General features: G+C 67.8%; 16 protein-coding genes. 4 read left to right on the top strand and 12 right to left on the bottom strand.

What is annotated here, in order from left to right:
- Positions 1 to 95 precede the first annotated feature (95 nt).
- From FZ029_RS28565 to FZ029_RS28555, 3 genes are all read right to left on the bottom strand, one after another.
- Positions 96 to 2036 carry an acyl-CoA synthetase gene (locus FZ029_RS28565; protein WP_211104248.1) on the bottom strand — a complete coding sequence of 647 codons (1941 nt, stop codon included), beginning with the start codon at positions 2034 to 2036 and terminating at the stop codon, positions 96 to 98.
- On the bottom strand, positions 2036 to 2992 hold the full coding sequence (locus FZ029_RS28560; protein ID WP_149273139.1) for a fumarylacetoacetate hydrolase family protein: 957 nt from the start codon (positions 2990 to 2992) through the stop codon (positions 2036 to 2038). Before FZ029_RS28560 ends, FZ029_RS28565 begins: the two co-directional genes overlap by 1 nt.
- Positions 2993 to 3064: 72 nt before the next feature.
- The gene (locus FZ029_RS28555) at positions 3065 to 4213 is read right to left on the bottom strand and encodes a 2,4,5-trihydroxytoluene oxygenase (RefSeq protein ID WP_149273137.1); all 1149 of its coding nucleotides are present in this window, start codon (positions 4211 to 4213) and stop codon (positions 3065 to 3067) included.
- A 338-nt stretch (positions 4214 to 4551) separates the two neighbouring features.
- Here FZ029_RS28555 and FZ029_RS28550 point away from each other — a divergent pair, with 338 nt between their 5' ends.
- The 3 genes from FZ029_RS28550 (at position 4552) to FZ029_RS28540 (ending at position 9793) form a co-directional block, all read left to right on the top strand.
- On the top strand, positions 4552 to 7530 hold the full coding sequence (locus FZ029_RS28550) for a molybdopterin-dependent oxidoreductase (RefSeq protein ID WP_149273135.1): 2979 nt from the start codon (positions 4552 to 4554) through the stop codon (positions 7528 to 7530).
- Positions 7531 to 7541: 11 nt separating this feature from the next.
- Positions 7542 to 8402, top strand: coding sequence for a 4Fe-4S dicluster domain-containing protein (locus tag FZ029_RS28545; protein WP_149273133.1), 861 nt, complete (start codon positions 7542 to 7544; stop codon positions 8400 to 8402).
- 131 nt (positions 8403 to 8533) lie between these two features.
- Positions 8534 to 9793 (top strand): outer membrane protein transport protein, encoded by a 1260-nt coding sequence (locus FZ029_RS28540; RefSeq protein WP_188052097.1) that lies wholly within the window; start codon positions 8534 to 8536, stop codon positions 9791 to 9793.
- Positions 9794 to 9873: 80 nt separating this feature from the next.
- On the opposite strand, the gene FZ029_RS28535 is transcribed toward FZ029_RS28540, so the two are convergent.
- The 4 genes from FZ029_RS28535 to FZ029_RS28520 are packed head-to-tail and all read right to left on the bottom strand — an operon-like array spanning position 9874 to position 12353.
- Entirely contained in the window at positions 9874 to 10368 is a 495-nt protein-coding gene (locus FZ029_RS28535) for a DoxX family protein (protein WP_247892545.1), read from the bottom strand.
- A 3-nt stretch (positions 10369 to 10371) separates the two neighbouring features.
- A complete protein-coding gene (locus tag FZ029_RS28530; RefSeq protein ID WP_149273130.1) occupies positions 10372 to 11133 on the bottom strand; it encodes a DNA-binding domain-containing protein in 762 nt (253 codons plus the stop codon).
- Positions 11123 to 11998 (bottom strand): DUF692 domain-containing protein, encoded by an 876-nt coding sequence (locus FZ029_RS28525; protein WP_149273128.1) that lies wholly within the window; start codon positions 11996 to 11998, stop codon positions 11123 to 11125. Before FZ029_RS28525 ends, FZ029_RS28530 begins: the two co-directional genes overlap by 11 nt.
- A 37-nt stretch (positions 11999 to 12035) precedes the next feature.
- Positions 12036 to 12353, bottom strand: coding sequence for a DUF2282 domain-containing protein (locus tag FZ029_RS28520; protein ID WP_211104247.1), 318 nt, complete (start codon positions 12351 to 12353; stop codon positions 12036 to 12038).
- Positions 12354 to 12598: 245 nt separating this feature from the next.
- On the opposite strand from FZ029_RS28520, the gene FZ029_RS28515 reads away from it, so the two are divergent.
- Positions 12599 to 13525 carry a LysR family transcriptional regulator gene (locus tag FZ029_RS28515; RefSeq protein WP_149273127.1) on the top strand — a complete coding sequence of 309 codons (927 nt, stop codon included), beginning with the start codon at positions 12599 to 12601 and terminating at the stop codon, positions 13523 to 13525.
- Positions 13526 to 13570: 45 nt separating this feature from the next.
- Here FZ029_RS28515 and FZ029_RS28510 read toward each other — a convergent pair whose 3' ends face one another.
- From FZ029_RS28510 to FZ029_RS28490, 5 genes are read right to left on the bottom strand one after another with little or no spacing between them, the layout of a single operon-like run.
- Positions 13571 to 16270, bottom strand: a complete 2700-nt coding sequence (locus FZ029_RS28510) for a glucosidase (protein WP_149273125.1) — start codon at positions 16268 to 16270, stop codon at positions 13571 to 13573.
- Between the two features lie 19 nt (positions 16271 to 16289).
- A complete protein-coding gene (locus FZ029_RS28505) occupies positions 16290 to 18335 on the bottom strand; it encodes an amylo-alpha-1,6-glucosidase (protein WP_149273123.1) in 2046 nt (681 codons plus the stop codon).
- Between the two features lie 14 nt (positions 18336 to 18349).
- The gene (locus FZ029_RS33765) at positions 18350 to 20557 is read right to left on the bottom strand and encodes an FAD-dependent oxidoreductase (protein ID WP_149273121.1); all 2208 of its coding nucleotides are present in this window, start codon (positions 20555 to 20557) and stop codon (positions 18350 to 18352) included.
- Positions 20554 to 22116, bottom strand: coding sequence for a GMC family oxidoreductase (locus tag FZ029_RS28495; RefSeq protein WP_149273119.1), 1563 nt, complete (start codon positions 22114 to 22116; stop codon positions 20554 to 20556). The genes FZ029_RS33765 and FZ029_RS28495 overlap by 4 nt, the downstream gene beginning before the upstream one ends.
- Positions 22106 to 22948, bottom strand: coding sequence for an aquaporin (locus tag FZ029_RS28490; protein WP_149273117.1), 843 nt, complete (start codon positions 22946 to 22948; stop codon positions 22106 to 22108). Before FZ029_RS28490 ends, FZ029_RS28495 begins: the two co-directional genes overlap by 11 nt.

Raw genomic sequence — 22948 nt, 5'->3', positions numbered from 1 at the left:
CGCAGGGAAGTTGCCCCAATCCACAGCCGATTTCAAACGGGCAATCGGCGGCGGACGCCGCCGGCCACCCGTTCGTCCTGGCTGTGGGTGCGCCGTCAGGCCGATGGCTGGAGGCGGTAAGGGAAGGGGAAACGGCCCATGACGGCCTTCGCCCGCTCCTCCTGCGCCATATCGGCCAGCCCGACCAGAATGGACTGGCCGCGCTCGGCGGTTTCCGTCACCCGGACTTCGGCGTTGGGGATACCGGCCTCCAGCAGCGCGTCGGCGATCGCGCTTTCCGTCTCCAGTCGTTTCAGTGGAACCTTGAAGATCTTGCCGACGGAGGTCACCGGGATTTCGTCGATGATGCGGATGAGCTTCGGGATGGCGGCCCGCTCCCCGATCCTCTCCTTGGCGAAGGCCATCAGCTCGTCCGCCGTGGTGTTGCCGCCCGGCTTCAACTGGACATAAGCGACGGGCAATTCCCCGGCATAGGCGTCGGGCCGGCCGACTGCGGCGGCGAGCTGCACGTCGGGGTGCCGATACAGGACCTCCTCGATGGTCGCGGGATCCAGGTTGTGGCCGCCGCGGATGATCAGTTCCTTCTTCCGGCCGACCAGCCAGAAATAGCCCTCCGGATCCCGGCGTCCGAGATCCCCGGTGTTCATCCAGCGCCGGCCGTCACCGCAATCAACCCACAGCCCCTCATTGTGCACCATATGCCGGTAGCCAGCGAAGACATTGGGCCCGCACAGCAGAAGCGCGCCGACTTCGTCGTCCAGGCAATCGCGTTGATAGACACCATTGTCGTCAAGCACGGCGGCCTTCATCAGCTGACCCGGCAGGCGCAACCCGATGGAGCCGATGCGGCTGTCTCCGCCGATGGGATTGAGGGTGCTGACGCAAACCGCTTCGGTCAGCCCGTAGCCTTCCAGGATCTTCAGGCCGGTGCGATCCTGGAAGGTGCGGAACAGGTCCACCGGCATGGGGGCCGCTCCGCAGATGCCGTATTCCAGCGATCCGATGTCGCGCCCCTCGACCGGCACCCGCATCAGCGCGGCATAGAGGGTCGGCACGGCGCTGAAGAGGTTGATGCGGAAATGCTCCACGATCTCCCAGAAACGAGCCACCACCCCATCGCCGCGGTAGCCCTGGGGAGTTCCCAGGACGACATGGGCACCCCGTCCGAAGGTCAGCAGGCCGGTCACGAACACGCCATTCACATGGAACAGCGGCAGTCCGCAGAACAGGGTCTTGCCCGGCCCGACGGCGTCGCCGAGAAAGCGCCCGACGGCGTAGGCGTTCGCGACCTCGTTGCCGTGCCGGCGCATAGCGATCTTCGGCAGCCCCGTGGTTCCGCCGGTGCAGAAGAAGGAGGAACAGTCGTTGCGCCCGATCACACGGCCGTTGACCAGCACATCGTCCCGCTGCCGGTCGACCAGTTCGCGGAAGTCATGGATGGCGATGCGGGGCGGGAGCTTGCCGTGCAGGCCGTCCGATCCTTCTTGCGCCTCGACCGCCGACGCTTTGGGGCGGCGCCCGGCCGTTCCCGGCAGATGATCGGCAAGATCGACCAGCACCACATGTTCCAGGCTTTCCACCCCGTCCAGCACGGGGTGGAGACGGCTCCACAGGTCGGTTCCCGGAAAGGGGGCCAGCGTCACCAGGACCTTTGTCCGGACCGCCACCAGCAGGGCCGCCAGGGCGGACGGCTCCAGCAGCGGGTTGAAGGCGGCCGCGATGCCCGCCGCCTGGGCGCCCCACAGGGTGAAATGGGTTTCCGGCAGGTTGGGCAGGATGTAGGACACCACGTCGTCCTTTCCGACCCCCAGCGTGTGGAAGGCATTCGCCGTCTGGGTGATGCGGCGCAGCAGGTCGCGGTGGCTCAGCACCTCCGCCTCCTGCAGGGCGTCGGCGCGGAGGAAGAAGGTCAGCGCCGGGGCGTCGGGATCGATCGCCGCCCCCTGCCGGATGAGGTCGTAGGTGCTTTCCGGAAGGTCGTCGGGCCAGCCTTCGGCTTCGATCCTGAGAATGTCGTCTTGCGTCGCGACCGGCATCAGGGTGTGTCCTTCACGATGACGTTGCGCTGAACGCCGAGGTCGATGTCGCCGGAGGGGCTGGCGATGCGTGCCTCAACCACGTCGCCCACCTTCAGATACTGGCTGCGCTTGGCCTGAATCTTGAGGAACAGCTTCCATTTGACGGCCTCCGGCAGCAGGGAGACGAGCCGCACACGCGCCGGCGAGGGGACGCTGAGGGCGCAGCCGGCCGGCGTGCCGGTGGCGATCAGGTCGCCCGCGGACAGATCCTGCAGACCGGCGAATTCGGTCAGCGTCTCGGCCGGCCCGAAGACGAGGTTGGCCGTCGTGTCGCTCTGGCGCACCTGGCCGTTCACGGTCAGGGTGAGCCGGAGATTCTTGATCTTCGCGATGTCGCCCGGCTCCAGCAGGCAGAGGACCGGTCCGACCGGGCCGAAGGTCCGGTAGCTCTTGCCCTTGTAGAACTGCATCTGCGGGATCTGGATGTCGCGGGCCGAGTAGTCGTTCACGATGACCAGCCCGGCGACATAATCGCCGAGATTGGCGTCGGTGACCGTGACGGCCGCCGTGACGTCGCGCTTGAGGACGATGCCGAGTTCGATTTCGTAATCGAGGAAACGCACATGGCGCGGCATGACCACGGGCGAGTCCGCCGGCACGATGCAGCTCGGCGCCTTGGTGAAGAACATGTTGAAGGTCTTCGCGTCGGGATCCATCCCCGACTCGATCATGTGCTGGCGGTAATTCGCACCCTGGCACAGGAACTGCTGGTTCCGGGTCACCGGCGACAGGATCGTCACGTCGGTGACGCCGATCTCGCCGCCCCGCAGCTGGGCCAGGGTGGCGACGGGGTTGCCGGTGACGAAGGCGTTCGTCGTCGGGAAGTCGCCGGGGATCGGGGTGATCTGCCGATCGCGGAGCACGCCCCATCCGATGCAGCCCCGGTACTCGTAGCGTATGGCGTTGACGGCCATGGAATGCCTCTGATGCCTGAGGTCGGAAATACTGGACGGAGCGCCGGCCCCTGTCCGTCGTTACGGTGATCGTCAGGTCAGCTTCAGAAGCTGGATGAGCTTCCTGAAGGTGAGATCCGGGCTGTGCCGCAGGTTATGCAGGACCTGCGCCAGCGCCTTCGGGCCGAGGTCCGGCTTGGTGAAGCTCTTCGGCATGTCGGCGCCCCATTGGGCCATGGCCTTGCGGTCGATCGGCAGAATGCCGGCCGGCTTCTCGCTGGTGAACATGTCGCCGTCGCAATAATGCTCGTGATGGGCTCCCCACGGATCCCGCCAATAGTCGAAGACCTGGCTGCCGAGAAGATGGCGGCCGATGCCCCACGCATGGGTCCAGCCGGCATTGGCGAGCACCCGCTGCCCCATGCCGACCGCGTCCAGATCGACCACTTCGAAGGCGCTGTGCCCGTGCTGCGTGGTGACGTGCTGCACCATGGCGATGGTGTGGTGATCGGCCGGCCTGTCGCCGAGATCGAGGCGGAAGAAGTTCGCGGCCGGAGAGCCGTCCGGGAAGACGAAGATGTCGCTGGGGATCAGCCCGAGATGCTGCGTGTACCAGGCGCTCGTCGCCTGGTAATCGACCACCTCCAGCAGGGTGTGTCCCAGCTTCACCACCTCCGGCGGAGCGAGCGGCGGGCGCTGGGTGTCGTCGACTCGCGGAGTGTGGTCGGGCGTGTTGAAGGCCAGCGGCGCACGGTGCTCCAGCGGCTCGGCAGCGGCTTGGCCGCAGACGGCGTCGACCCGGAAGCCCGACGGGTCGGTCAGACGGACGCGCTGGCCGCCGCCCGGCCAGTCGACCGTCTCGATCTGGGAAGCGCCGGGAAGCCGGGCGAGTTTCCGCAGATCGTCGGGAGACGCGACGGTGAAGCCCAGCCCGACGAATCGGGGCCGGTCCGCGCGCGTGACGACATAGCAATAGGGAGCCTTGCCGGTGCCACGCAGGAACAGGCGGTCGGCATCGCGGATGACGACCCGCAAGCCGAAGTCGGTCAGGAACCGTTCCGCCAGATCGAGGTCCGGACGCTCGAACATCACATAGGCGAGCGTCCTGGCCTTCGTGGTCGGTGACGGGTGGCGCGCCGGCTGCGGGGTGGTCAGGACGGGCGGCTTTCCCGCGCTGCCCGATCGGCCGTCAGCCCTGGGGTCTGCCGCCGCGGACCTGAAGGCAAGTTCGTGTTCTGCCATGGGTGCATCTCCTCCGCTTCACATGTTTGTTGATATAATCATCAAAACTGATGATATTGTCAATAAGAGGGAAGTTTGACGTGGAGCGGCCCGGGCAGGGGATGGGGCGAAGCTTCCAGACGACCGGCCAACGAGGTAGTTGACAAAACAATCAGTTCTGAGAACAGTATCAGAAAACGGGATCGGCGATGGTGCCGGGGGCGTCGCGGCAGCCGGTCGCCGGAGGCCGGAATCGTCCGAGCGGCCGTGCCATGGCCGGGCATCGCTCACCGCCTGAGCGATGCCATTCCCGAGCACCCGACCCTCCGGTGCGTTCAACACCCCGATCAGGATCGCGCATGAAAAGACAGTTTCTTAAGACCATCCTGTTCGCCCTCCCGACGGTGCTCACCCTCACGGCCAAGCGGACTCCCGCTTTTCGCGCCCGGCTGAGGCAACGCAACCTGGTCGTGCTGATCGGCCTGCAGGACGGCAGCCTCAGGCGGTCGATCGAGTTCCGCGACGGACGGGTCCTGCGCCCGGCGGCCGGGACGCGGCCCGACATTCGCATGCTGTTCAAGGATGTCGAGACGGCGTTGAAGTTCCTGTCGCCCAATCCCGACCAGGGCGAGATCATCCATGCCGCCAAGACATTCAAGGTCGTGACCGAGGGGCGCGACGACCTCGTGGTCTGGTTCGCCCAGACCATGAACATGATGGCGACCGCCGGCCTGACGATGGGAACCCCCATGCCCGACGGCAGCCGGCGCTACACCAGCTGCACCAACGGCGGCCCGGTCTTCGTCCATGTCAAGGACGGCCGGATCCTGCGCGTGACGCCGCTGGAGATGGACCGCAACGACCCGCCCACCTGGGAGGTCGAGGCCCGCGGACGGCGCTTCAGTCCGCCGCGCCGCGCCCTGGTCGCTCCGCACGCGCTTTCCCTGAAGTCGCTGGTCTATTCGGACAAGCGCATCCTGTATCCGATGAAGCGCGTCGATTTCGATCCGGACGGCGAGCGCAATCCGCAGACCCGTGGAAAGTCCGGCTATGTGCGCATCGGCTGGGACGAAGCCCTGGATATCGTCGCCAAGGAGATCAACCGGCAGAAGCGCGTGCATGGGCCGGGATCGATCGCCTTCCCGATGTCGTCCCATCACCAGTGGGGCAACATCGGCTATTACCTCAGCTCGCTGACGCGCTTCGCCAACCTGATCGGCTTCACCCGCGTCGCCGCCAATCCCGACAGCTGGGAAGGCTGGTACTGGGGCGCCATGCACCATTTCGGCAATTCCATGCGGATCGGCATTCCGGCCGGCTATGGCGGCGTGGAGGACTGTCTCAAGGAAGCCGAGATGATCGTCTTCTGGTCGAGCGATCCCGAAAGCACCACCGGCGTCTATTCCGGATTCGAGGGCACGCAGCGTCGGCTGTGGGCGAAGGAATTGGGCGTGCGATTCGTGCACATCGACCCCCATCTGAACCCCACGGCACAGCTGCTCGGCGGCCGCTGGATTCCGATCCGCCCGCAGACCGATCCGGCGCTGGCCCAGGCGATCATGCATGTCTGGGTGACCGAGGGGCTGTACGACCAGGAATACGTCGCGACCCGGACCACCGGTTTCGAGGAATGGAAGGCCTATCTGCTGGGCGAGACGGACGGCGTGCCCAAGACGCCGGAATGGCAGGAGGCGGAAACCGGGGTTCCGGCGAAGGACGTCCGGGCGCTCGCCCGCATGTGGGGCAACAAGAAGGTCTATCTGTCGGTCGGCGCCATCGGCGTCGGGTTCGGCGGCGCCTGCCGCGGTGCCGCCGGGATCCAGTGGGCGCGCTGCATGGTCATGATGATGGCCATGCAGGGGTGGGGAAAGCCGGGCGTCAATTTCGGCTGTGCGCAGATCGGCTCGCCGGTCGATCTCCACTTCTATTTCCCCGGCTATGCCGACGGCGGCATCTCCGGCGATCTGATGTGGACCGGCAACGCGGTCAGCAACTACCAGCGCATGCCGCACATCCTGACCCTGAACCCGGTCAAGCAGCTGGTTCCCAAGCAGCAGCTGCCGGATGCGATCGTTGATGGCCATGCCACCGGCTACATTTGGGATGGCATGTCGCAGGAGGCGCAGTTCACGCCCTTCACCTACCCGATGCCGGGCTATTCGTGCATCCACATGCTCTACCGCTATGGCGGGTCGGCCTTCAGCACGGTCGCGAAGTCCGGCCGCTGGATGGACGCCTACCGCCACGACAGCATCGAGTTCGTGGTGAACCAGTCGATCTGGATGGAGGGCGAGGCCCAGTTCGCCGACATCATCCTGCCGGCCTGCACCTCGCTGGAACGCTGGGACATCGGAGAATGGTCCAATTCCGGCGGCTATGCCCACCATGGCGTCGGCTGCGTCAATCACCGCGTCATCACCCTGCAGCACAAATGCATCGAGCCGCTCGGCGAGTCGCGGTCGGACTACGACATCTTCACGGGCATCCTCAGCCGGCTTGGACTGGGGGCGGTGTTCACCGAAGGCTGCGGTGAACTGGACTGGGTCAAGCGCGTCTTCGACTCCTCGGACCTGCCCGGCCGCATCTCCTGGCGCGAGTTCTGCCGCAAGGGCTATTACGTCGTGCCCGCCGAGAAACCGGAACTGCGCCAGCCCGTGGACATGCGCTGGTTCGCGGAAGGGCGCCGCAAGGACGTGCCGGAACCCCACCCGCTGCCGTCCCAGTTCGCCGAGAGCTTCGGCATGGGCGTGCAGACGCCGAGCGGCAAGATCGAATTCGTGCCGGAGCTTTTGAAGCGGCACAACGCGGACAATCCCGAACGTCCTCCCCTGAACCGTTACATCCCCTCGTGGGAAGGGCCGCGCAGTGGCGAGCTGTTCGAGCGGTATCCGCTGCAGATGATCGCCACCCACAGCCGCTACAGCTTCCACACCGGCAGCGACGGCAAGAACAGCACGACGAACCGGATCCCCGACCATCGGGTCCGGGTGGCGGGACATGATTTCTGGCTGCTGCGGCTCAGCCGGCAGGACGCCGCGGCCCGCGGCATCGCCCACCACGATCTGGTCAAGGTCTTCAACGACCGCGGTGCGGTCATCTGTGCGGCGGACGTCTCGCCCCTCGTGGTCCCCGGGGTGGTCAAGTCCTACGAGTCCAGCGCGGAGTTCCAACTGGTCGAGGTGAATGGCGAGCAGGTCGAGATCGGCGGCTGCATGAACATGCTCACTCCCGACCGGCCGCAGAGCCGGGGGACGAGCGCCATGAGCCCCAACTCCTGCCTCGTCCAGGTGGAGAAGTGGCAGGGCGTCGCCGCGTTCGAACCTGCCCGTGCCGCGTGAGGAAACCCGTGATGAGCAAGTGGAACCTGATCGTAAGCGTCGGGCGCTGCGAGAACTGCAACAACTGCGTTCTTGCTGAGCGCGACGAACATGAGGGCAACGACTTTCCCGGATATGCGGCTCCCGCGGATGCGGCAGCCGACGGCACGATCCGCATCCTGCGCCGGGTCCAGGGCAGCGCCCCCATGGTGGACGTCACCTATCTGCCGGTGATGTGCAACCATTGCGACGACGCGCCCTGCGTCAGGGCCGGCGGCGGCGCCGTCCGCAAGCGCCCGGACGGCATCGTCATCATCGATCCGGAAAAGGCCCGCGGACGCCGGGACATCGTCGCGTCCTGCCCGTACAAGGCCATCGTCTGGAACGAGGAGCGGCAGCTGCCGCAGACCTGGATCTTCGACGCCCATCTGATCGACCAGGGGTGGGACCGGCCGCGTTGCCAGCTGGTCTGCCCGACGGATGTCTTCGAAGCGGTGAAGCTCGACGACCGCGAGATGGCGGCACGGGCGGAGCGCGAGGGGCTTCAGGTCCTGAAGCCGCAATTGGGGACGCGGCCGCGGGTCTGGTACCGCGGGCTGGAGCGCTGGCAGACCTGTTTCATCGGCGGCAGCGTCTGCGCACGGCTCGACGGACTGATGACCTGCATCGCCGAAGCCGAGGTGTCGCTCTTTCAGGACGGCCGGCTGCTGGCGACGACGCTCAGCGACGGCTTCGGCGATTTCCGGTTCGACCGGCTGATGCCCAGCAGCGGCGAGTACAGGGTTGCCGTCCGCCACCGCTTCGGACGGGCGGAGCGCAGCTGCCGCCTGGGAGAGAGCGTCAATCTCGGCGAGATGATCCTGACCGCGGAAAAGGAATTGGTCGACGTCTGAGCCGTCCGTCCAGCCGGCCGGAGGCGGGGCTCCGCGCCTGTCGATCCGCCGGCGTCAAAGTCAACAAAGCTGAAATTCGGGAGGGGCACATGATGAGGAGATGGATTCCGATAGCCGCCACGGCCGCCTTGATGACGGTGGTCGTGACTGCCGCGGGACGCACACACGCCGCCGGCTTCCAACTGCGCGAACAAAGCTCGGAAGGGCTCGGCAACGCGCATGCGGGCAGCGCGGCGAAAGCCTACAATCTCAGCACCATTTGGTACAATCCAGCGGGCATGACCCGGCTGAGCGGCAACCAGACCGGCACCTCGATCACCGGGGTCCTGCCCAAGGTCAAATTTTCCGGACAGAACACCGGGGCCGGCTATTCGGGCACGGTCAGCGGCGGCGATGGCGGCAATGTCGCCGAGCCGGCGGCTCTCGGTGCGGCCTATGCGTTGTGGGATTACGACCGCGACCTGAAGTTCGGCGTTGCCGTGACGGTGCCCTTCGGCCTGCGCACCAACTACGACGACAACTGGATCGGGCGCTACCATGCGCTGGAAACGGGGGTCACCAACATCAGCGTCACCCCGTCATTCGGCTACCGCGTCACCGACGCCCTGTCGGTGGGCGGCGGCGTGGAGATTTCCTACTTCAAGGCCAAGCTGAGCAATGCCATCAATTTCGGGGGCATGGGCATTCCCGGCGCCACCGACGGCCACTTCAAGGGGACTGCCGACAACATCGGATTCGGCGGGGATATCGGCTTGCTGTACGAGTTCTCGCCGACCACCCGCATCGGCCTGAATTACCGCTCCAAGATCAAGCACAAGCTGAACGGCGACGCGACGTTCGAGAATGTTCCGTCCTTCCTGGCGGCCAACCCGATGTTCGCCAACGACAGTCTGAGTGCAAAGCTGGTCACCCCCGATTACGCGACCTTCGGCGTCTATCACGAGCTGACGCCGCAATGGGCTGTGATGGGCGACATCCAGTGGACCAACTGGTCGACCTTTCGTCAGCTGCGCTTGAGCTATGGCAACGGTCGTCCAGACAGTGTTGTGGATGAAAACTGGAAGGACAGCTGGTACTTCGCGCTCGGGGCGACCTACAAGCTTGATGAACGCAACAGGTTTCAGGGTGGCATTGCCTATGACATGAGCACCACCGACAATGCCCACCGCAATGCCCGCCTTCCGGATCAGGCGCGCGTCTGGCTGACCGGCGGCTATAGCTACGACATGGGCGAGGGAAATCAACTCAACATCGGCTACGCCCATCTTTTCGCGAGCGGCGGTTCTTCGATCCGCGAAGTGGGCAGCGTCGAATCCGCCAGTGGCACTCTGACTGGCTCATACAAGAGCCACGTCGACATTCTCAGCGCAAGTTTCGTGCTGCATTTTTGACGGACATGATCCTGCCAAGTTCTAAAGTGCCCGTGGTCAAGGCGTAGCGGACCCGCTGCATCTGCATGAAACGCCGCCGCTCAGCGCGGCAGCCGGTGGCGCAGCACCCCGTCCAGCGACAGACTTCCCGGTCCGTGCACCACGATCGCCAGAAGCAGAAACATCCAATAAAAATGCTCGACGGAATCATAGCTTGGGTTGGCGGCACCCAGCACAAACTGGATCACCAGCGCCATGCCGAGCAGCGGCAGCGCCGCCAGTCGGCTGAACAGCCCAATCACCAGAAGCACCGGCATGCCCAATTCGAACATGGTGCCGAGCGTGGCCGCCACCTCGGGCGGCAGCAGAGGCACTTTGTACTCATCGGCGAATAGTAGAACAGTGGTGTCCCAGTCCTGAATCTTGGTCAGGCCAGAGGTGAAGAACACCTTGGCCATCCACAGCCGCATGCCGAGTTGCAGCACCGGTGCGCCCCAGGCGTTCAGCCGGCTGGTAACGACGTCCACCATGTCAATGATGGGGGCGAGCGAAGTGTGACGCGGACGCACGGGCGTCGTAGCGGCGAGATTGGTCATTTCTCATTCCTCCAGAGGAAAGTAAAAAGCGGTGAATGTTCCCAGTTGCAGGTGGGCTAGAAGGGCAGCCTGCAGATCGAGGCCGGGATCGGTTCCGGCCGCCGCGGTGGCGGCGTGCCCAAGGTCCGCGCCTGCCGACAGGGCGAGCAGCAGAGTGAACTCGCCGCGGCCGATAGCCACAGCGTACACCTCGGCCAAGGGGCGGACGATCAGCACCTGTTCGCCGCCCGGCGGCGGGTCTATGGGCAACGGGCCGGGCGGCGGCTCGTCATGGCGCAACGCCTTCCACAGGTCGAGGACAGGGTGTGCCACGGTGAGCAGGTGCGCCGACGGGTGCAGCGTGAAGCGCAGCTCCGGGTAGCGTTGCTGGGGCACGGCGCGGAGATCCGCCGGGTCGAGCATCGGCGCGTCGGCGGCAAAGAAGGCGGCGTTCCACGCCCATTCGAAACGAGCCAATTCGGCCGCCTCCGGCATCTCGTCCAAGTGGTCCGGGAAGCGGTCGCCGAAGGCGAGGAGCTGCGGGACGTGTGGCGGATGCCGGCGGACGTAACCCGCCGCGGCGCGGCGGAACACCGCGCGGCCGAGCAGGCGTGCCGTTGCCGGGAAGGCCGCTTCCAGCGCCTCCACCAGCGAGCCGACGACGTTGTTCGCATGGACCGCGAACCGCACCGGGGCGGGGATGGCATCGCCCGGGATTCCGGGTGGCGGAGCGGGGTGGGCCGACAGGAGCTGCCGGCGCATGGCCGCTTGCAGGTCACGCAGCATGGCGCATCTCCAGCAGGTGGTCGGCGCGCGCGGCTTCGGCCATCAGCACGGCAAGCTCCGGCACCCGCGTGTCCCACTCCACCAGCACCGGGCGCGGGCCGATGCGCTCCAGGGTGGACGCCAGCAGCGCCCATACGGCGTCGGCCACCACGTCGCCGTGGTCGTCGATGAGCAGCGTGCCGATTCCCGTCTCGTGCACGGCGTGGCCGGCGACATGGATTTCTCCCACCGCCTGGGCGGGGACGTGCGCCAGGTATGCGGCCGCATCGAAGCCGAGGTTGCCGGCGCTGACATACACGTTGTTGACGTCCAGCAGCAGGCCGCAGCCGGTGCGCGCGGCGAGTTCGGCCAGGAACTCCCATTCGGGGATGGTGGACTGTTCGAAGTCCAGGTAGCGCGAGGGGTTCTCCACCAGGATCCGCCGGCCCAGCGTCTCCTGCGTGCGCTCGACGTTCCGGCGAACGAGGTCCAGCGCCTCTTCGGTGTAGGGCAGCGGCAGCAAGTCGTTGAGGTAGGTACCGCCGGTGACGCTCCAGGCCAGATGGTCGGAGACGAGGTCCGGCTCCAGGCGGTCATACAGGGTGGCCAGCCGGCCAAGGTGCTCGGAGTCGACCCCCTCGGCGGAACCGAGGGAGAGGCCGACCCCATGGCAGCTCAGCGGGTAGTCCCGGCGGATCGCCTCCAGGGCGTGCAGCCGGGGACCGCCGGCCGCCAGATAGGTCTCGCTGTGCACCTCGATCCACGCCACGCGCGGGCGGGAGGTGAGGAACTCCGCGACGTGGCGGTGCCGCAGTCCGATTCCCGCCTGGGAGGGCACGGGGAAGGACACGCTGGCGGCATGGATCGCGGGAATCGGGGTGGACATGGGAGACGTCTCCGGCGGCCGGCGGAACGGGTTGGGATCAGCCCTTCTTGGTCATGTCCTTGGGCGTGCCGATGCCGTTGAACGCTTCGGTCTTGCCGCCGATCTCCTTGCAGACGCCGGCCTTGACCGCGCGCCACTCGCCGCCGTCATAGTCCTTGCTGGACTGGCCGGCGCAGGAATGGGTGCCGGCGGCGTTGGCGCAGCTGTTCTGCCCAGCCTTGGAGACGCCGTAGCACTTCTCCAGCCCCGAGGCCTCGGCCGCGGCGGCGCTGTGCAGGGGGATCAGCGCAGCCATCGACAGGGCGCCGGCCAGCGCGGCGGCAACGGTCATCGTCGTGTTCATCTTGGCGGTCATGGTTTCACTCCTCATGTGGGGCCTTCCGTTGTTGGAGGCGTCCGGTGAAGATCAAAGTATTTGTTGGGCAGCCTCGACGGAAATGCCTGATGAGTATTTGTTGCATAGCCGCCGGCTATGGACGGATCACGTTCCGTCCGCGCCCTATCACAATGATGTGAAAGGTTGTTTACCGGCCTCCCCCAACTGAGCACCGGCATCGATGGCGTCACAGTGTATGATCGGTCACGAAAGGGGGTCCGATCATGGAGATGCACCAGATCCGTTACTTCCTGGCCGTCGCCGAAACGCTGAACTTCACGCGCGCGGCGGAGCAGTGCAACGTCACCCAACCCTCGCTGACCCGCGCCATCCAGAAGCTGGAAGAGGAAATGGGCGGCCTGCTGTTCAGCCGCGAGCACCACAACACCCACCTGACCGAGCTGGGCCGGCTGGTGCTGCCGCACCTGGATTCCATCTACACGACCAACTCGGCCGTACTGGCGGAGGCCAAGCAGTACCGCAGCATGGAGCGGGCACCCCTCAAGCTCGGTGTCATGTGCACGATCAGCCCCGGCCGCCTCGTCGGCTTCTTCGAGCAGTTGCGTGCCCGCATCCCCATGCTCGATCTGCAAATCCAGGACCTGCCGGCCAAGCCGCTGGTGGAGGCGCTGGTGAGCGGCGACCTGGACGTGGCGCTGGTGGCGCTGCCGTCGTTTCCCGAGCGCTGCACCGCGCGACCCCTGTTCACCGAGCGGTATCTGATCGCCTGCCCGCGCGGTCACCGCTTCGAGAGCATGAACGCCATTCCTCTGCCTGAATTGGACGGCGAGGACTACCTCCAGCGCGTGCACTGCGAATTCCGCTATCATTTCGAAGCGTTGAACGTGCCGAAGCGGCACGCCGTGAACATCCGCTATCACAGCGAGCGGGAGGACTGGGTACAGGCGATGATCGCCGCCGGCATGGGCTGTGCGGTGATGCCGGAGAACATGGCGACGCTGCCGGGCGTGGTGACGCGCGCCATCATCGAGCCGGAAGTGACGCGTACCATCCACTTGGTCACCGTTGCCGGGCGCCGCTTCACGCCGGTGGAGCAGGTCGCCATCCGCATGGCCCAGACCTACCACTGGGATGCCGCCGAACCGACGCGCACGTCGATGAGATGGGAGGATGTCGCCGTGGTGGAGTGAACAGAAAATCCTCCCCCAGCGGGACCGGGGGAGGGCTTGAATGACCTATACCGTGACTTCCGCCACGCTCTTCGCCTTCCAGTACTCGGGCACCTCCCGCCGATATCGCCGCATCACCAGATTGGCGAGCAGGCCGGTCCAGCCGGTCTGGTGTGCCGCCCCCAGGCCCTGGCCGGTGTCGGCGTGGAAGTATTCGTAGAACAGCAGCAGATCGCGCCAGTGCGGGTCGTCGTGGAAGACCGGTTGCGCACGGTAGACCGGCCGCCGGCCCTCGTCATCGGGGCGGTAAATGGACACCAGCCGGTCCGACACCAGCGTGGCGATCTCCTTCAGCGTCAGCCGTCGTCCGCCCAGGCACGGCACCGGCACGGTGAAATCATCGCCGAGGAAGCGGTGGAACTTCTCCAGTCCCTGGATCAGCGTGTAGTTCACCGGCATCCACACCGGCCCGCGCCAGTTGGAGTTGCCGCCGAACAGGCCCGAGGTGGACTCGCCCGGCACGTACTCGATCAACGCCTGCCCGACGCCCGGCAGGTCGCCCAGGTGGCGGTGCTCGGCGTGGATGCGGCTGACGCTGCGCACTCCGTAGTCCGACAGGAACTGCCCCTGATCGAGCAGGCGCTGGAGGATGCGCGGCAGCATGGTGTGATCGACCAACGCCAGCAGATGCTCGCCCCGCGCGTTCTCCCAGTCCGGGCAGGCGCAGACGGTGCTGTCCTGGAACTTGCCGCCCCGGTGCCGGGTCAGCAGGGCGCGGAAGCGCGGCACGCATTCCAGGAGGCGGCGGTCGATCACTTCGGTGGCGAAAAGAGGGATCAGGCCGACCATGGAGTAGACGTTGACGCGACTGACCTTGCCGTCCGGGCAGACGATCAGGTCCTTGAAGAAGCCGTCCTCGTCGTCCCACAGCGACACCGCACCCGGCACATGGCCGCCGATGGTGTTGGCGACCGACAGGAACTGGCTGTAGATCTGGATCGCGATGTCCTCGTAGTCGTGGTCCTCCCGCGCCAGTTCCAGCGCCATCACCACCATGTTGAGCGCGAACATCGCCATCCAGCCGGTGGCGTCGGCCTGCTTCAGGCTGTAGCCCGGCGGCAGTGGCTGTGAGCGGTCGAACACCGAGATGTTGTCGAGGCCGAGGAAGCCGCCCTCGAACACGTTGTGGCCGTCCGTGTCCTTGCGGTTGATCCACCAGGCATAGTTCAGCAGCAGCTTATGGAAGACGCGGTGCAGGAAATGCGTGTCGCCCTCGCCGCGCTGCACGCGCTCGGCCCGGAAGACCTTCAGCGCCGCCATGGCATGCACCGGCGGGTTGACGTCGCCGAACGCCCACTCGTAGGCGGGAATCTGGCCGTTGGGGTGCAGGAAGCGCTCGCTCAACAGCACCTCGACCTGGTCCTTGGCGAAATCTACGTCCGTCAGCGCCAGCGCCGCGCAGTGGTAGGCGAGGTCCCAGGCGGCGAACCATGGGTATTCCCAGGCGTCGGGCATGGAGATGACGTCGGAGGACTTCAGATGCTTCCAGGAGCGGTTGCGCCCTGACTTGTGGCTCTCGGGCGGGGAAATCTGGTCGCCGCCCAGCCAGCGCTCCACGTCGTAGTGGAAGAACTGCTTCGACCAGATCATGCCGGCCTGCGCCTGACGCAGGATGCGCGCATCCTCCGCGTCGGCGTCGGGAGCCAAGTCGCGGTAGAAGGCGTCGGCCTCGGCCAGTCGCGTGTCGAGGACGCGCCGCGTGCTGGCGAAGGGCCGGGCGAGCGGCTCACCGGACAGCACGAGGTTCACCGAGGCGGCGCCGCCGGCCGGCACCTCCAGCACGGTCCACGCCGCCGCCTTGGTGCCCTCGCCGGCCGGGTTGACGGCCGCCTCGTCGCCGTCGACCACACGGCGGTGGAAGGCGTCCTTGACGTAGGGCGTGGGGTTGGGCACGCCCCACAGGCGTTCGGCGTTGCTGTCGTTCTCGGTGAACAGCAGCTCGGCCGCTTGGGCGCCATACAGGCGGTAGTCGCCCAAGCCGGGATGCGTGGCGCGGACCGCCCAGGCAGCCCCTTCCGGTGCCATGTCGCGTGCGAGGCTCGGGCGCTGCGTTCCGTCGCCCCACGCCCAGGTGTTGCGGAACCACAGGGTGGGAAGCAGGTGCAGGGTCGCGGCCTCGGGGCCGCGGTTGGATGCGGTGACGTGGATGTGGATCTCCCGCGGGCCGGCCTTGGCGTAGGTCACCTCCACGTCCCAAATGCGGCTGTCGTCGAACACCCCGGTATCAGCCAGACCGAACGGCGGGTCGGTGCGACCGCGCGCGCGGTTCTCCGCCACCAGCCGTTCGTAGGGATAGGCCGCCTGCGGGTATTTGTAGAGCGCGCGCAGGTGCGCGTGGCTGGGCGTGGCGTCGAGGTAGAAGTAGTATTCCTTCACGTCCTCGCCGCGATTGCCCTCGTTGCCGGTCAGGCCGAAGGCGCGCTCCTTGAGGATCGGGTCCCGGCCGTTCCACAGCGCAAGCGCAAAGCACAGACGCTGCTCCGCGTCGCAGATCCCGGCTAAGCCGTCCTCGCTCCAGCGATAGGCGCGCGAGCGCGCCTGATCGTGGCTGAAATCCTCCCACGCCGTGCCGTGCGCGCTGTAGTCCTCGCGCACCGTGCCCCAGGCCCGCTCGGACAGGTAGGGGCCCCAGAGGCGCCAGTCCTCGGTGCCGGCCCGCTGGGCCTCCAGGCGTCGGCGTTCGGCGTTCAGGGTGTTGGTGGTCATGGGATCGTTCCTCCTTGGATCAGGTTCGTTTGGCTTGTTCGAGCCGCCACCACGCTTCGAGCACGCAGGCGACCGACCATGCTTGTGCCGGGGCTCCGCGCGGGGCGTGTGGCGGGGCGCCTTCGAAGATCTCGCTGACTTGGCCGAGCGCGGCGTCGGTCAAATGGTCGGCGATGGGGGCCAGCAGGCGTTGCGCCGCCGCGGCGTCGCCGGTCACCCGGAACGCGGCCAGCGCGTAAGGGCCAAGCAGCCATCCCCACACCGGGCCCTGGTGGTAGCCGCCGTCGCGCTCCAGGACGCCGCCGCGATAGCCGGGGCGGTAGTCGGGATGACCGGGCGACAGCGAACGCAGGCCATAGCTGGTCAGCAGTTCCCGTCGGCACTCATCGACGACGCGGGCCTGTGTCGCGCGGCCGAGCGGGCTGTGCGGCAGGCTGACGGCGAAGATCTGGTTGGGGCGGATGGTCGGGTCATCACCGGCTAGGCCGTCGATCACGTCGAACAGGCCTCCCCTGGGGCGCAGGAAGCGCTCGAACGACCTGCGCACGCGCTCCGCGGTGGCGCGATAAGCGTCCGCGGGCTTGCCCAGGCGCTCCGCGAACCCCGCCATGACGGAGAGCGCGTTGAACCACAGCGCGTTGATCTCCACCGGTTTGCCGTGGCGGGGTGTCACCACCCAGTCGCCGATCTTGGCGTCCATCCAGGTGAGCTGAAGGCCCGGTTCCCCGGCGCGCAGCAGGCCGTCCGCCGGGTCCTCGCCGATGCCGTAGCGCGTGCCGCGCCGATGCCAGTCGATGATCTCCGCCAGGACGGGCAGGGCGGTCTCCAGCGCCGCGTCGTCGCCGGTGGCATCCACGTAGGCGCGCCACGCCTCGACGTACCAGAGCGCGGCGTCCACGGTGTTGTAGTCGGCGTGTTCGCCGGCACCGGGGAAGACATTGGGCAGCATGCCCCGGTCCACGAAGCGGGCGAAGGTCTCCAGGATGCGGCGGGCGCTGCCGGCGCGGCCGGTCGCCAGCGTCAGACCAGGCAGGGCGATCATGGTGTCGCGTCCCCAGTCGCCGAACCACGGGTAGCCGGCAATGACCGACTGCCCGTCCGGCACGCCGGGCAGCGGACGGGCGAACAGGTAGCTGTCGGCCGCCAGCACCAGCCGGTGCACCCAATCCGGCGCGTCGGCCAGCTCAGGCACGGTGGCGGAGGCCAAATCGAGCACCGCCGCCTCCGCACCCAGACGGCGCGCCAGCGCTGCCGGCAGATCGGTGGACGTATCCTCTTCAAGGCTGCCGACGATGCCGACCCAGGCGCCGGGCGTCAGGTCCAGCAACGCCTCGCCGACGCAGAGATGGTGATCGTCGGCCGGTAGGCCGCGTTCCGCCTCCATGGGCAGGGCGAAGTCGGCGTGCCAGTCATGGCGTGGCTCGATCCGCCCGCCGACCGCGGTGAGGTGGAGGGTGAAGGCGGGATCGACGACACGCAGGCCATGCCTGTCCACCGCCTCCACCACCGGGCGGAAGCCGCTGCGGTCGACGGTGCCGTGGTGGTCGCGGCCGTTTGCCAGCAGCGACACCCTCAGCCGCCAGGGCTCGCCGTCCGGGTCGAGGCGCCACGCGGCGTAGACCGTGTTGGCGCCCTGCTCCAGCCAGACGCGCGCCTCGATGCGGCGGCCGGCGACGGCGTAGGTCCACACTGGGACGCGGCCGTCAAGCTCGAAGCTCTCCAGGTTCGCGTGGCCGGCCGGGGCGATGGTGCCGCTGCTCCAGCGGTTGGTGAACAGCGGGATCTCGTGCCCGTCGGCCAGCAGCGTGGCGTCGGCCTTGGCAAACACCAGCCGCCGGCCGAGCGGCGGCTCCACCGGCGCCACCAGCAGGCCGTGATAGCGCCGGGTCAGGCTGCAAGCGAGGGTGCCGGCGGCGTAGGCGCCCAGTCCATTGGCGAGCCACCACTCCCGCCGCTCGGCCTGGGCGAGGTCGCCGCACACGGCACGTCCGAAGCGGATGGGCATCGGGTCATTGTCCCCGAGGCCGGAAACGGACTCCTCTTCGCGGATGATCGCGATGGTCATCGGATGGTCTCCCTTCAGGAGGCGGTTTCAAGAGCGCGGGGGCGCGCCGGCTCGGGCGTTTTCGGGGGCGTGGACGGGCCGGTGATCAGGCGGGTGCCCTGGCGCAGCGTCAGGTAGGCCCAGAACCATTCCAGCGCGACGCCGATGCGGTTGCGCATGCCCGAGAGGAACAACACGTGCACCGCGCCCCACAGCCACCAGGCGGCCGCTCCCGTCAGGCGCAGCCGGCCGAAGTCGGCGACCGCCGCTTTGCGCCCGATGGTCGCCAGACTGCCGGCGTGGCGGTAGCGGAACGGGGCCGGGGCCGTCCGTCCGGCGATGCGCGCGGCGATCACCGCGGCGACGTGGATGCCGCCCTGCTTGGCCGCCGGGGCGAGGCCGGGGACCGGCTGACCGTCCCAGCCGTCGGACGCTGCGGTGTCGCCTATCGCGAAGACGTTCGGCAGACCGGTGACCGAGAGGTCCGGCCCGACCTTGACCCGGCCCGCGCTGTCGGCGGGCGCGCCCAGCCATTGTGCGGCCGGTGAGGCCATGACACCGGCCGCCCAGAACACGGTGCGCGCCGGGATGCGCCGGCCGGACACCGTGACGCCTTGAGCGTCCACCGTCTCCACGCGGCTGCCGGTCATGACGCGCACCCCAAGCGATTCCAGGGACGCTGCGGCGCTGGCCGACAGCGGTTCGGGGAAGGTGGGCAGGACGCGGGAGCCGGATTGAACCAGCAGGATCTGCGCCTCGGCCGGATCGATGGCGCGGAACTCGCCGGCCAGCCCGTGGCGGGCCAACTCGGCGATGGCGCCGGCCAACTCGACGCCGGTCGGGCCGCCGCCGACGATCACGAAGGTCAGGTGGGCGCGGCGCAGCTCGGGATCAGTGGCGTTCTCCGCCTCCTCGAAGGCGAGCAGCAGGCGGCGACGGATTTCGGTGGCGTCCTCGACCTTCTTCAGGCCGGGAGCGAAAGGCTCCCACTCCTCGCGGCCGAAATAGCCGTGACGGGCGCCTGTCGCGAGCACGAGTTGATCGTAGGGCACGCGGCGACCGTCCTCCAGCAGGACGGACTGCTCCGAGGAGTCCACTCCGGACACGTCGCCCAGCAGGACGCGGGCGTTGGGCTGGTCGCGCAGCAGGCTGCGGATCGGAGTGGCGATGTCGGCCGGCGACAGGCCGGCGGTCGCCACCTGATAAAGCAGTGGCTGAAACAGGTGGTGGTTGCGCCGGTCGATCAACGTGACGCGGCACGCCGTCCGCGCCAGTCCGCGCACCGCCGCCAGCCCCCCGAAGCCGCCACCGACCACGACCACGCGCGGCGCGTCCTCCGGCAGTGCGGGAGCCATGCCGGCCAGCCGCGGGAAACGGCTGCGCACGATCCCGGCGATGACGCGGTCCAGCGACAGCGGGCCGGGGCCGCGGGCGACGATGAGGCCCAGCAGCATCAGCCAGTAGAGGTGGTCGACGTGGTGCAGGTAGGTGGCGTCGATGACCAGCGTCATGCCGATCAACGGCAATGCGGCGAGGCGTGTCCCCAGCCCAATCACCAGCAGCACCGGGCATATCAGCTCGAACGCGGTGGAGGCGGCCGCGGCCAGTTCCGGCGGCAGCAGCGGCACCGAATACTCGGATCGGAACAGCAGGACCGTCGTCTCGAAATCGGTGATCTTCGTCAGGCCGGAGCGAAAGAACACCCCGGCGATCCAGTACCGGACGAGAAGCTGCGCCAATGGCCCGGCGTACCGCGTCAACCCTGCCAGCAACCGCGCCCCGCTCTGCGCGAAGGGCAGGGCGCTGCCCGGCAGCCCGCGCGCCAGGCGCCGGTCGAGCGACAGCGGCCCGGCACCCAGGACGACGTACCAGACCAGCAGCACGGCCTGGAACAGGTGCTGGTCGAGCGCCAGATAGGCATACTGCGTGATCAGCGACAGGGCCAGCAGCGGCAGCGCCGCGGCGCGGGTGGCGAGGCCGAGCGCGAGCAGCGGCGGACCGATCAGCTCGACCGCCGCGCCGAGCACGGCGGCGGTCACCGGGTCGAGCCAGGACACCGGGTATTCGGTGCGGGCGAGGAACAGCGCCTGTTCCCAGTCGTGCAGCTTGACGACGCCCGATACCCAGAAGGTCTGGGCCAGCCACAGGCGGATGAGCAGGTCGAACACCGGCCACGCCGCCCGCTGGGCGAGGCGCAGCAGGTCGAGCGCGCGCTCGGCGCGATGCAGGGTTCGGTCAATCATGCCGCACCCACCGTCGCCCCGAGGCGCTCGATCAGGTGGTCGCCGACGCGGAGCGCGTTGGCGAGGATGGTCAGCGTCGGGTTCACCGCCGCGCTGGAAGGGAAGACGCTGGCGTCCACCACGTACAGATTGTCCACCTCGTGCGCCTTGCAGTTCACGTCGAGCGCCGAGCTTTTCGGGTCGTGGCCGAAGCGGATGGTGCCGTTCTGGTGGCCGGTGCCGGCGATTGCGATGCGCTTGCCGAAATAGACCTCGCGCGGGATCAGCGTGCGCTCGCAGCCGATGCGGCCCAGGAGGCCCTTCAGTTTGGCGACCAGCCGTTCGTGCGCTTCGACGTTGTTCGGCGTGTAGCGCAGGGTGATGCGGCCGTCACGGCCGACCTCCACCCGGTTGTCGGGATCGGGCAGATCTTCCGATGTCAGCCAGAAGTCAAGCGCGCGGGTCGCCAGCGTGTCGGCGGCGAAGCCCGGCAGCAGTCCGCCGCTCTCGGCCGCGAACATGGCGGCGTCGGTCTTGCCGAGCATTTGGATATGGCCCAGCGGATAGTCCCAGTCGTCCGCGCCGAAGTAGAAGTCATTGATCCCGAGCGTCTTCTGGAAGCGCGTCGGATTGGGGCGGCGCGACACGGCGACGAGGGCAGAGTTCAGGTGGCACATGTAATGCCGCCCGACCACGCCCGAGCCGTTGGCGAGGCCGCCCGGATGCTGGTCGCTGGCCGAGCGCAGCAGCAGGGCCGCCGAGTTGATGGCGCCGCACGACACGACGACGAGGTCTCCGCGGTAGGTCTCCTCGACGCCGTTGCGCCGCACCACCACGCCGGTGACGGCGCGGCCCGAGGGGCCGGTCTCCAGCCGTTCCGCGTATGCGCCGGTGAGCAGCGTGACGTTGGGATGCTCGACCGCCGGAGCGACGCAGGTGACGTGCGCGTCCGCCTTGGCTTGCACAAGACAGGGGAAACCGTCGCAGGTGGGACAGCGCACGCACGCGCTGCGATGCGGCTGCGCCTCGTCCAGGCGGATACCGACGGGCAGCGGGAACGGCCGGTGGCCGGCGCGCGTCAGGTCGTCGGATAGTTCCTGGATGCGGGGCTCGTGGCTGACCGGCGGGTAGGGGTATGGATCGGCGCAGGGTGGCTCGGTCGGGTCGCTCCCGCGCTGGCCGTGCACGCTGTAGAGCCGCTCGGCCCTGAGGTAGTAGGGCGCCAGGTCGGCGTAGCTGATCGGCCAGGGCGGCGACACGCCGCCCCTGTGGTGCAGCGTGCCGAAATCCCGCTCGCGCAGGCGCAGCAGAACGGCGCCGTAAAACTTGGTGTTGCCGCCGACGCAGTAGTGGATGCCGGGATGGAAGGGGCGACCGTCCTTGTCGAACCAGGTCTCGTCCGCCTTGTACTTGCCGTCCACCATGACGGCCTTGGAATCCCAGTTGTCGCGCTCACGCGGCAGATAGTCGCCGCGTTCCAGCAGCAGGATGCGCTTGCCGGTCGGCGCCAGATGGTGGGCCAGCGTGCCGCCGCCCGCTCCGGTGCCGACGATGATGACGTCGTAGCGTTCAGTGGACATGGATGTCCTCCATGGAGTGGGCCTGCGCGTCCACATGGCCATCCTGGCCGCCCACATGGCGGCCAGGATGGCCGCAGAAGATGCAGGGTTGCCGCGGGTCGTGGTCGAGCTTGGCGCAGGCGGCAGGGCGCCCCGTCCGCCGGTGCGTTTCGGCGGCCAGCAGCATCCCCAGGGGTGGTGCGAAGGCGTAGATCCAGGCTTGCGTCCACACGCCGCCGGCGACCGCGGAGGCCAGCGTGCGAGCCGGGTTGATGCTCATGCCCGACAACGGTGCCGCGGCGGTGATGAACAGCGCCACCAAAGCCCCGGCGCACAGCCCGGTCAATCGCATCCAGCGGGCGTTGCCGGAGGTGACCAGCACCGTCAGCATCAGCACGAAAGCCATCGCTGCTTCAACGGCGAAGGCCGCTGCCGGACCGGCAGGGCCGGGCACCGTGGCGATGGCGGAGAGTGGCGGCAGCGTGAACCGCTCGCCCAGCAACCCCGCCACCAGCAGCGCGCCGGTGATGCCGCCCAGGCACTGAAAGGCCACGTAGAAGGCAGCGTCGACCGTCGTGATCTTGCCCAGACGCAGGAAGGTCAGCGTGACGGCCGGATTGATGTGCGCTCCCGACCGCCGGCCCATGGGGGAGTGAATGATCGCCACCGCCGTCAGGCCCATGGCGGCCCCCATCAGCGCACGCCGGCCAAAGGCGGACGGCAGCGCGTGGCGGACCGGCGAGGCGGGGTGCTCCAGCAGCGTGGCGACGAGGCCGGCGGACAGCATGAAGAGACCGAGCCCGATCGCCTCCATGAGGTACTCCGGCCAGTGCGCGCGAAGGGTGTCCGGCAT

It is taken from the genome of Azospirillum sp. Sh1, from assembly GCF_008365135.1.
Lineage (GTDB): Bacteria > Pseudomonadota > Alphaproteobacteria > Azospirillales > Azospirillaceae > Azospirillum > Azospirillum oryzae.
This window is presented reverse-complemented; position numbering and strand designations above follow the sequence as displayed.

Coding starts and splice junctions, on each gene's coding strand:
- FZ029_RS28565 (WP_211104248.1), bottom strand. CDS start 2,036: ATGCCGGTCGCGACGCAAGACGACATTCTCAGGATCGAAGCCGAAGGC.
- FZ029_RS28560 (WP_149273139.1), bottom strand. CDS start 2,992: ATGGCCGTCAACGCCATACGCTACGAGTACCGGGGCTGCATCGGATGG.
- FZ029_RS28555 (WP_149273137.1), bottom strand. CDS start 4,213: ATGGCAGAACACGAACTTGCCTTCAGGTCCGCGGCGGCAGACCCCAGG.
- FZ029_RS28550 (WP_149273135.1), top strand. CDS start 4,552: ATGAAAAGACAGTTTCTTAAGACCATCCTGTTCGCCCTCCCGACGGTG.
- FZ029_RS28545 (WP_149273133.1), top strand. CDS start 7,542: ATGAGCAAGTGGAACCTGATCGTAAGCGTCGGGCGCTGCGAGAACTGC.
- FZ029_RS28540 (WP_188052097.1), top strand. CDS start 8,534: ATGACGGTGGTCGTGACTGCCGCGGGACGCACACACGCCGCCGGCTTC.
- FZ029_RS28535 (WP_247892545.1), bottom strand. CDS start 10,368: ATGACCAATCTCGCCGCTACGACGCCCGTGCGTCCGCGTCACACTTCG.
- FZ029_RS28530 (WP_149273130.1), bottom strand. CDS start 11,133: ATGCTGCGTGACCTGCAAGCGGCCATGCGCCGGCAGCTCCTGTCGGCC.
- FZ029_RS28525 (WP_149273128.1), bottom strand. CDS start 11,998: ATGTCCACCCCGATTCCCGCGATCCATGCCGCCAGCGTGTCCTTCCCC.
- FZ029_RS28520 (WP_211104247.1), bottom strand. CDS start 12,353: ATGACCGCCAAGATGAACACGACGATGACCGTTGCCGCCGCGCTGGCC.
- FZ029_RS28515 (WP_149273127.1), top strand. CDS start 12,599: ATGGAGATGCACCAGATCCGTTACTTCCTGGCCGTCGCCGAAACGCTG.
- FZ029_RS28510 (WP_149273125.1), bottom strand. CDS start 16,270: ATGACCACCAACACCCTGAACGCCGAACGCCGACGCCTGGAGGCCCAG.
- FZ029_RS28505 (WP_149273123.1), bottom strand. CDS start 18,335: ATGACCATCGCGATCATCCGCGAAGAGGAGTCCGTTTCCGGCCTCGGG.
- FZ029_RS33765 (WP_149273121.1), bottom strand. CDS start 20,557: ATGATTGACCGAACCCTGCATCGCGCCGAGCGCGCGCTCGACCTGCTG.
- FZ029_RS28495 (WP_149273119.1), bottom strand. CDS start 22,116: ATGTCCACTGAACGCTACGACGTCATCATCGTCGGCACCGGAGCGGGC.
- FZ029_RS28490 (WP_149273117.1), bottom strand. CDS start 22,948: ATGCCGGACACCCTTCGCGCGCACTGGCCGGAGTACCTCATGGAGGCG.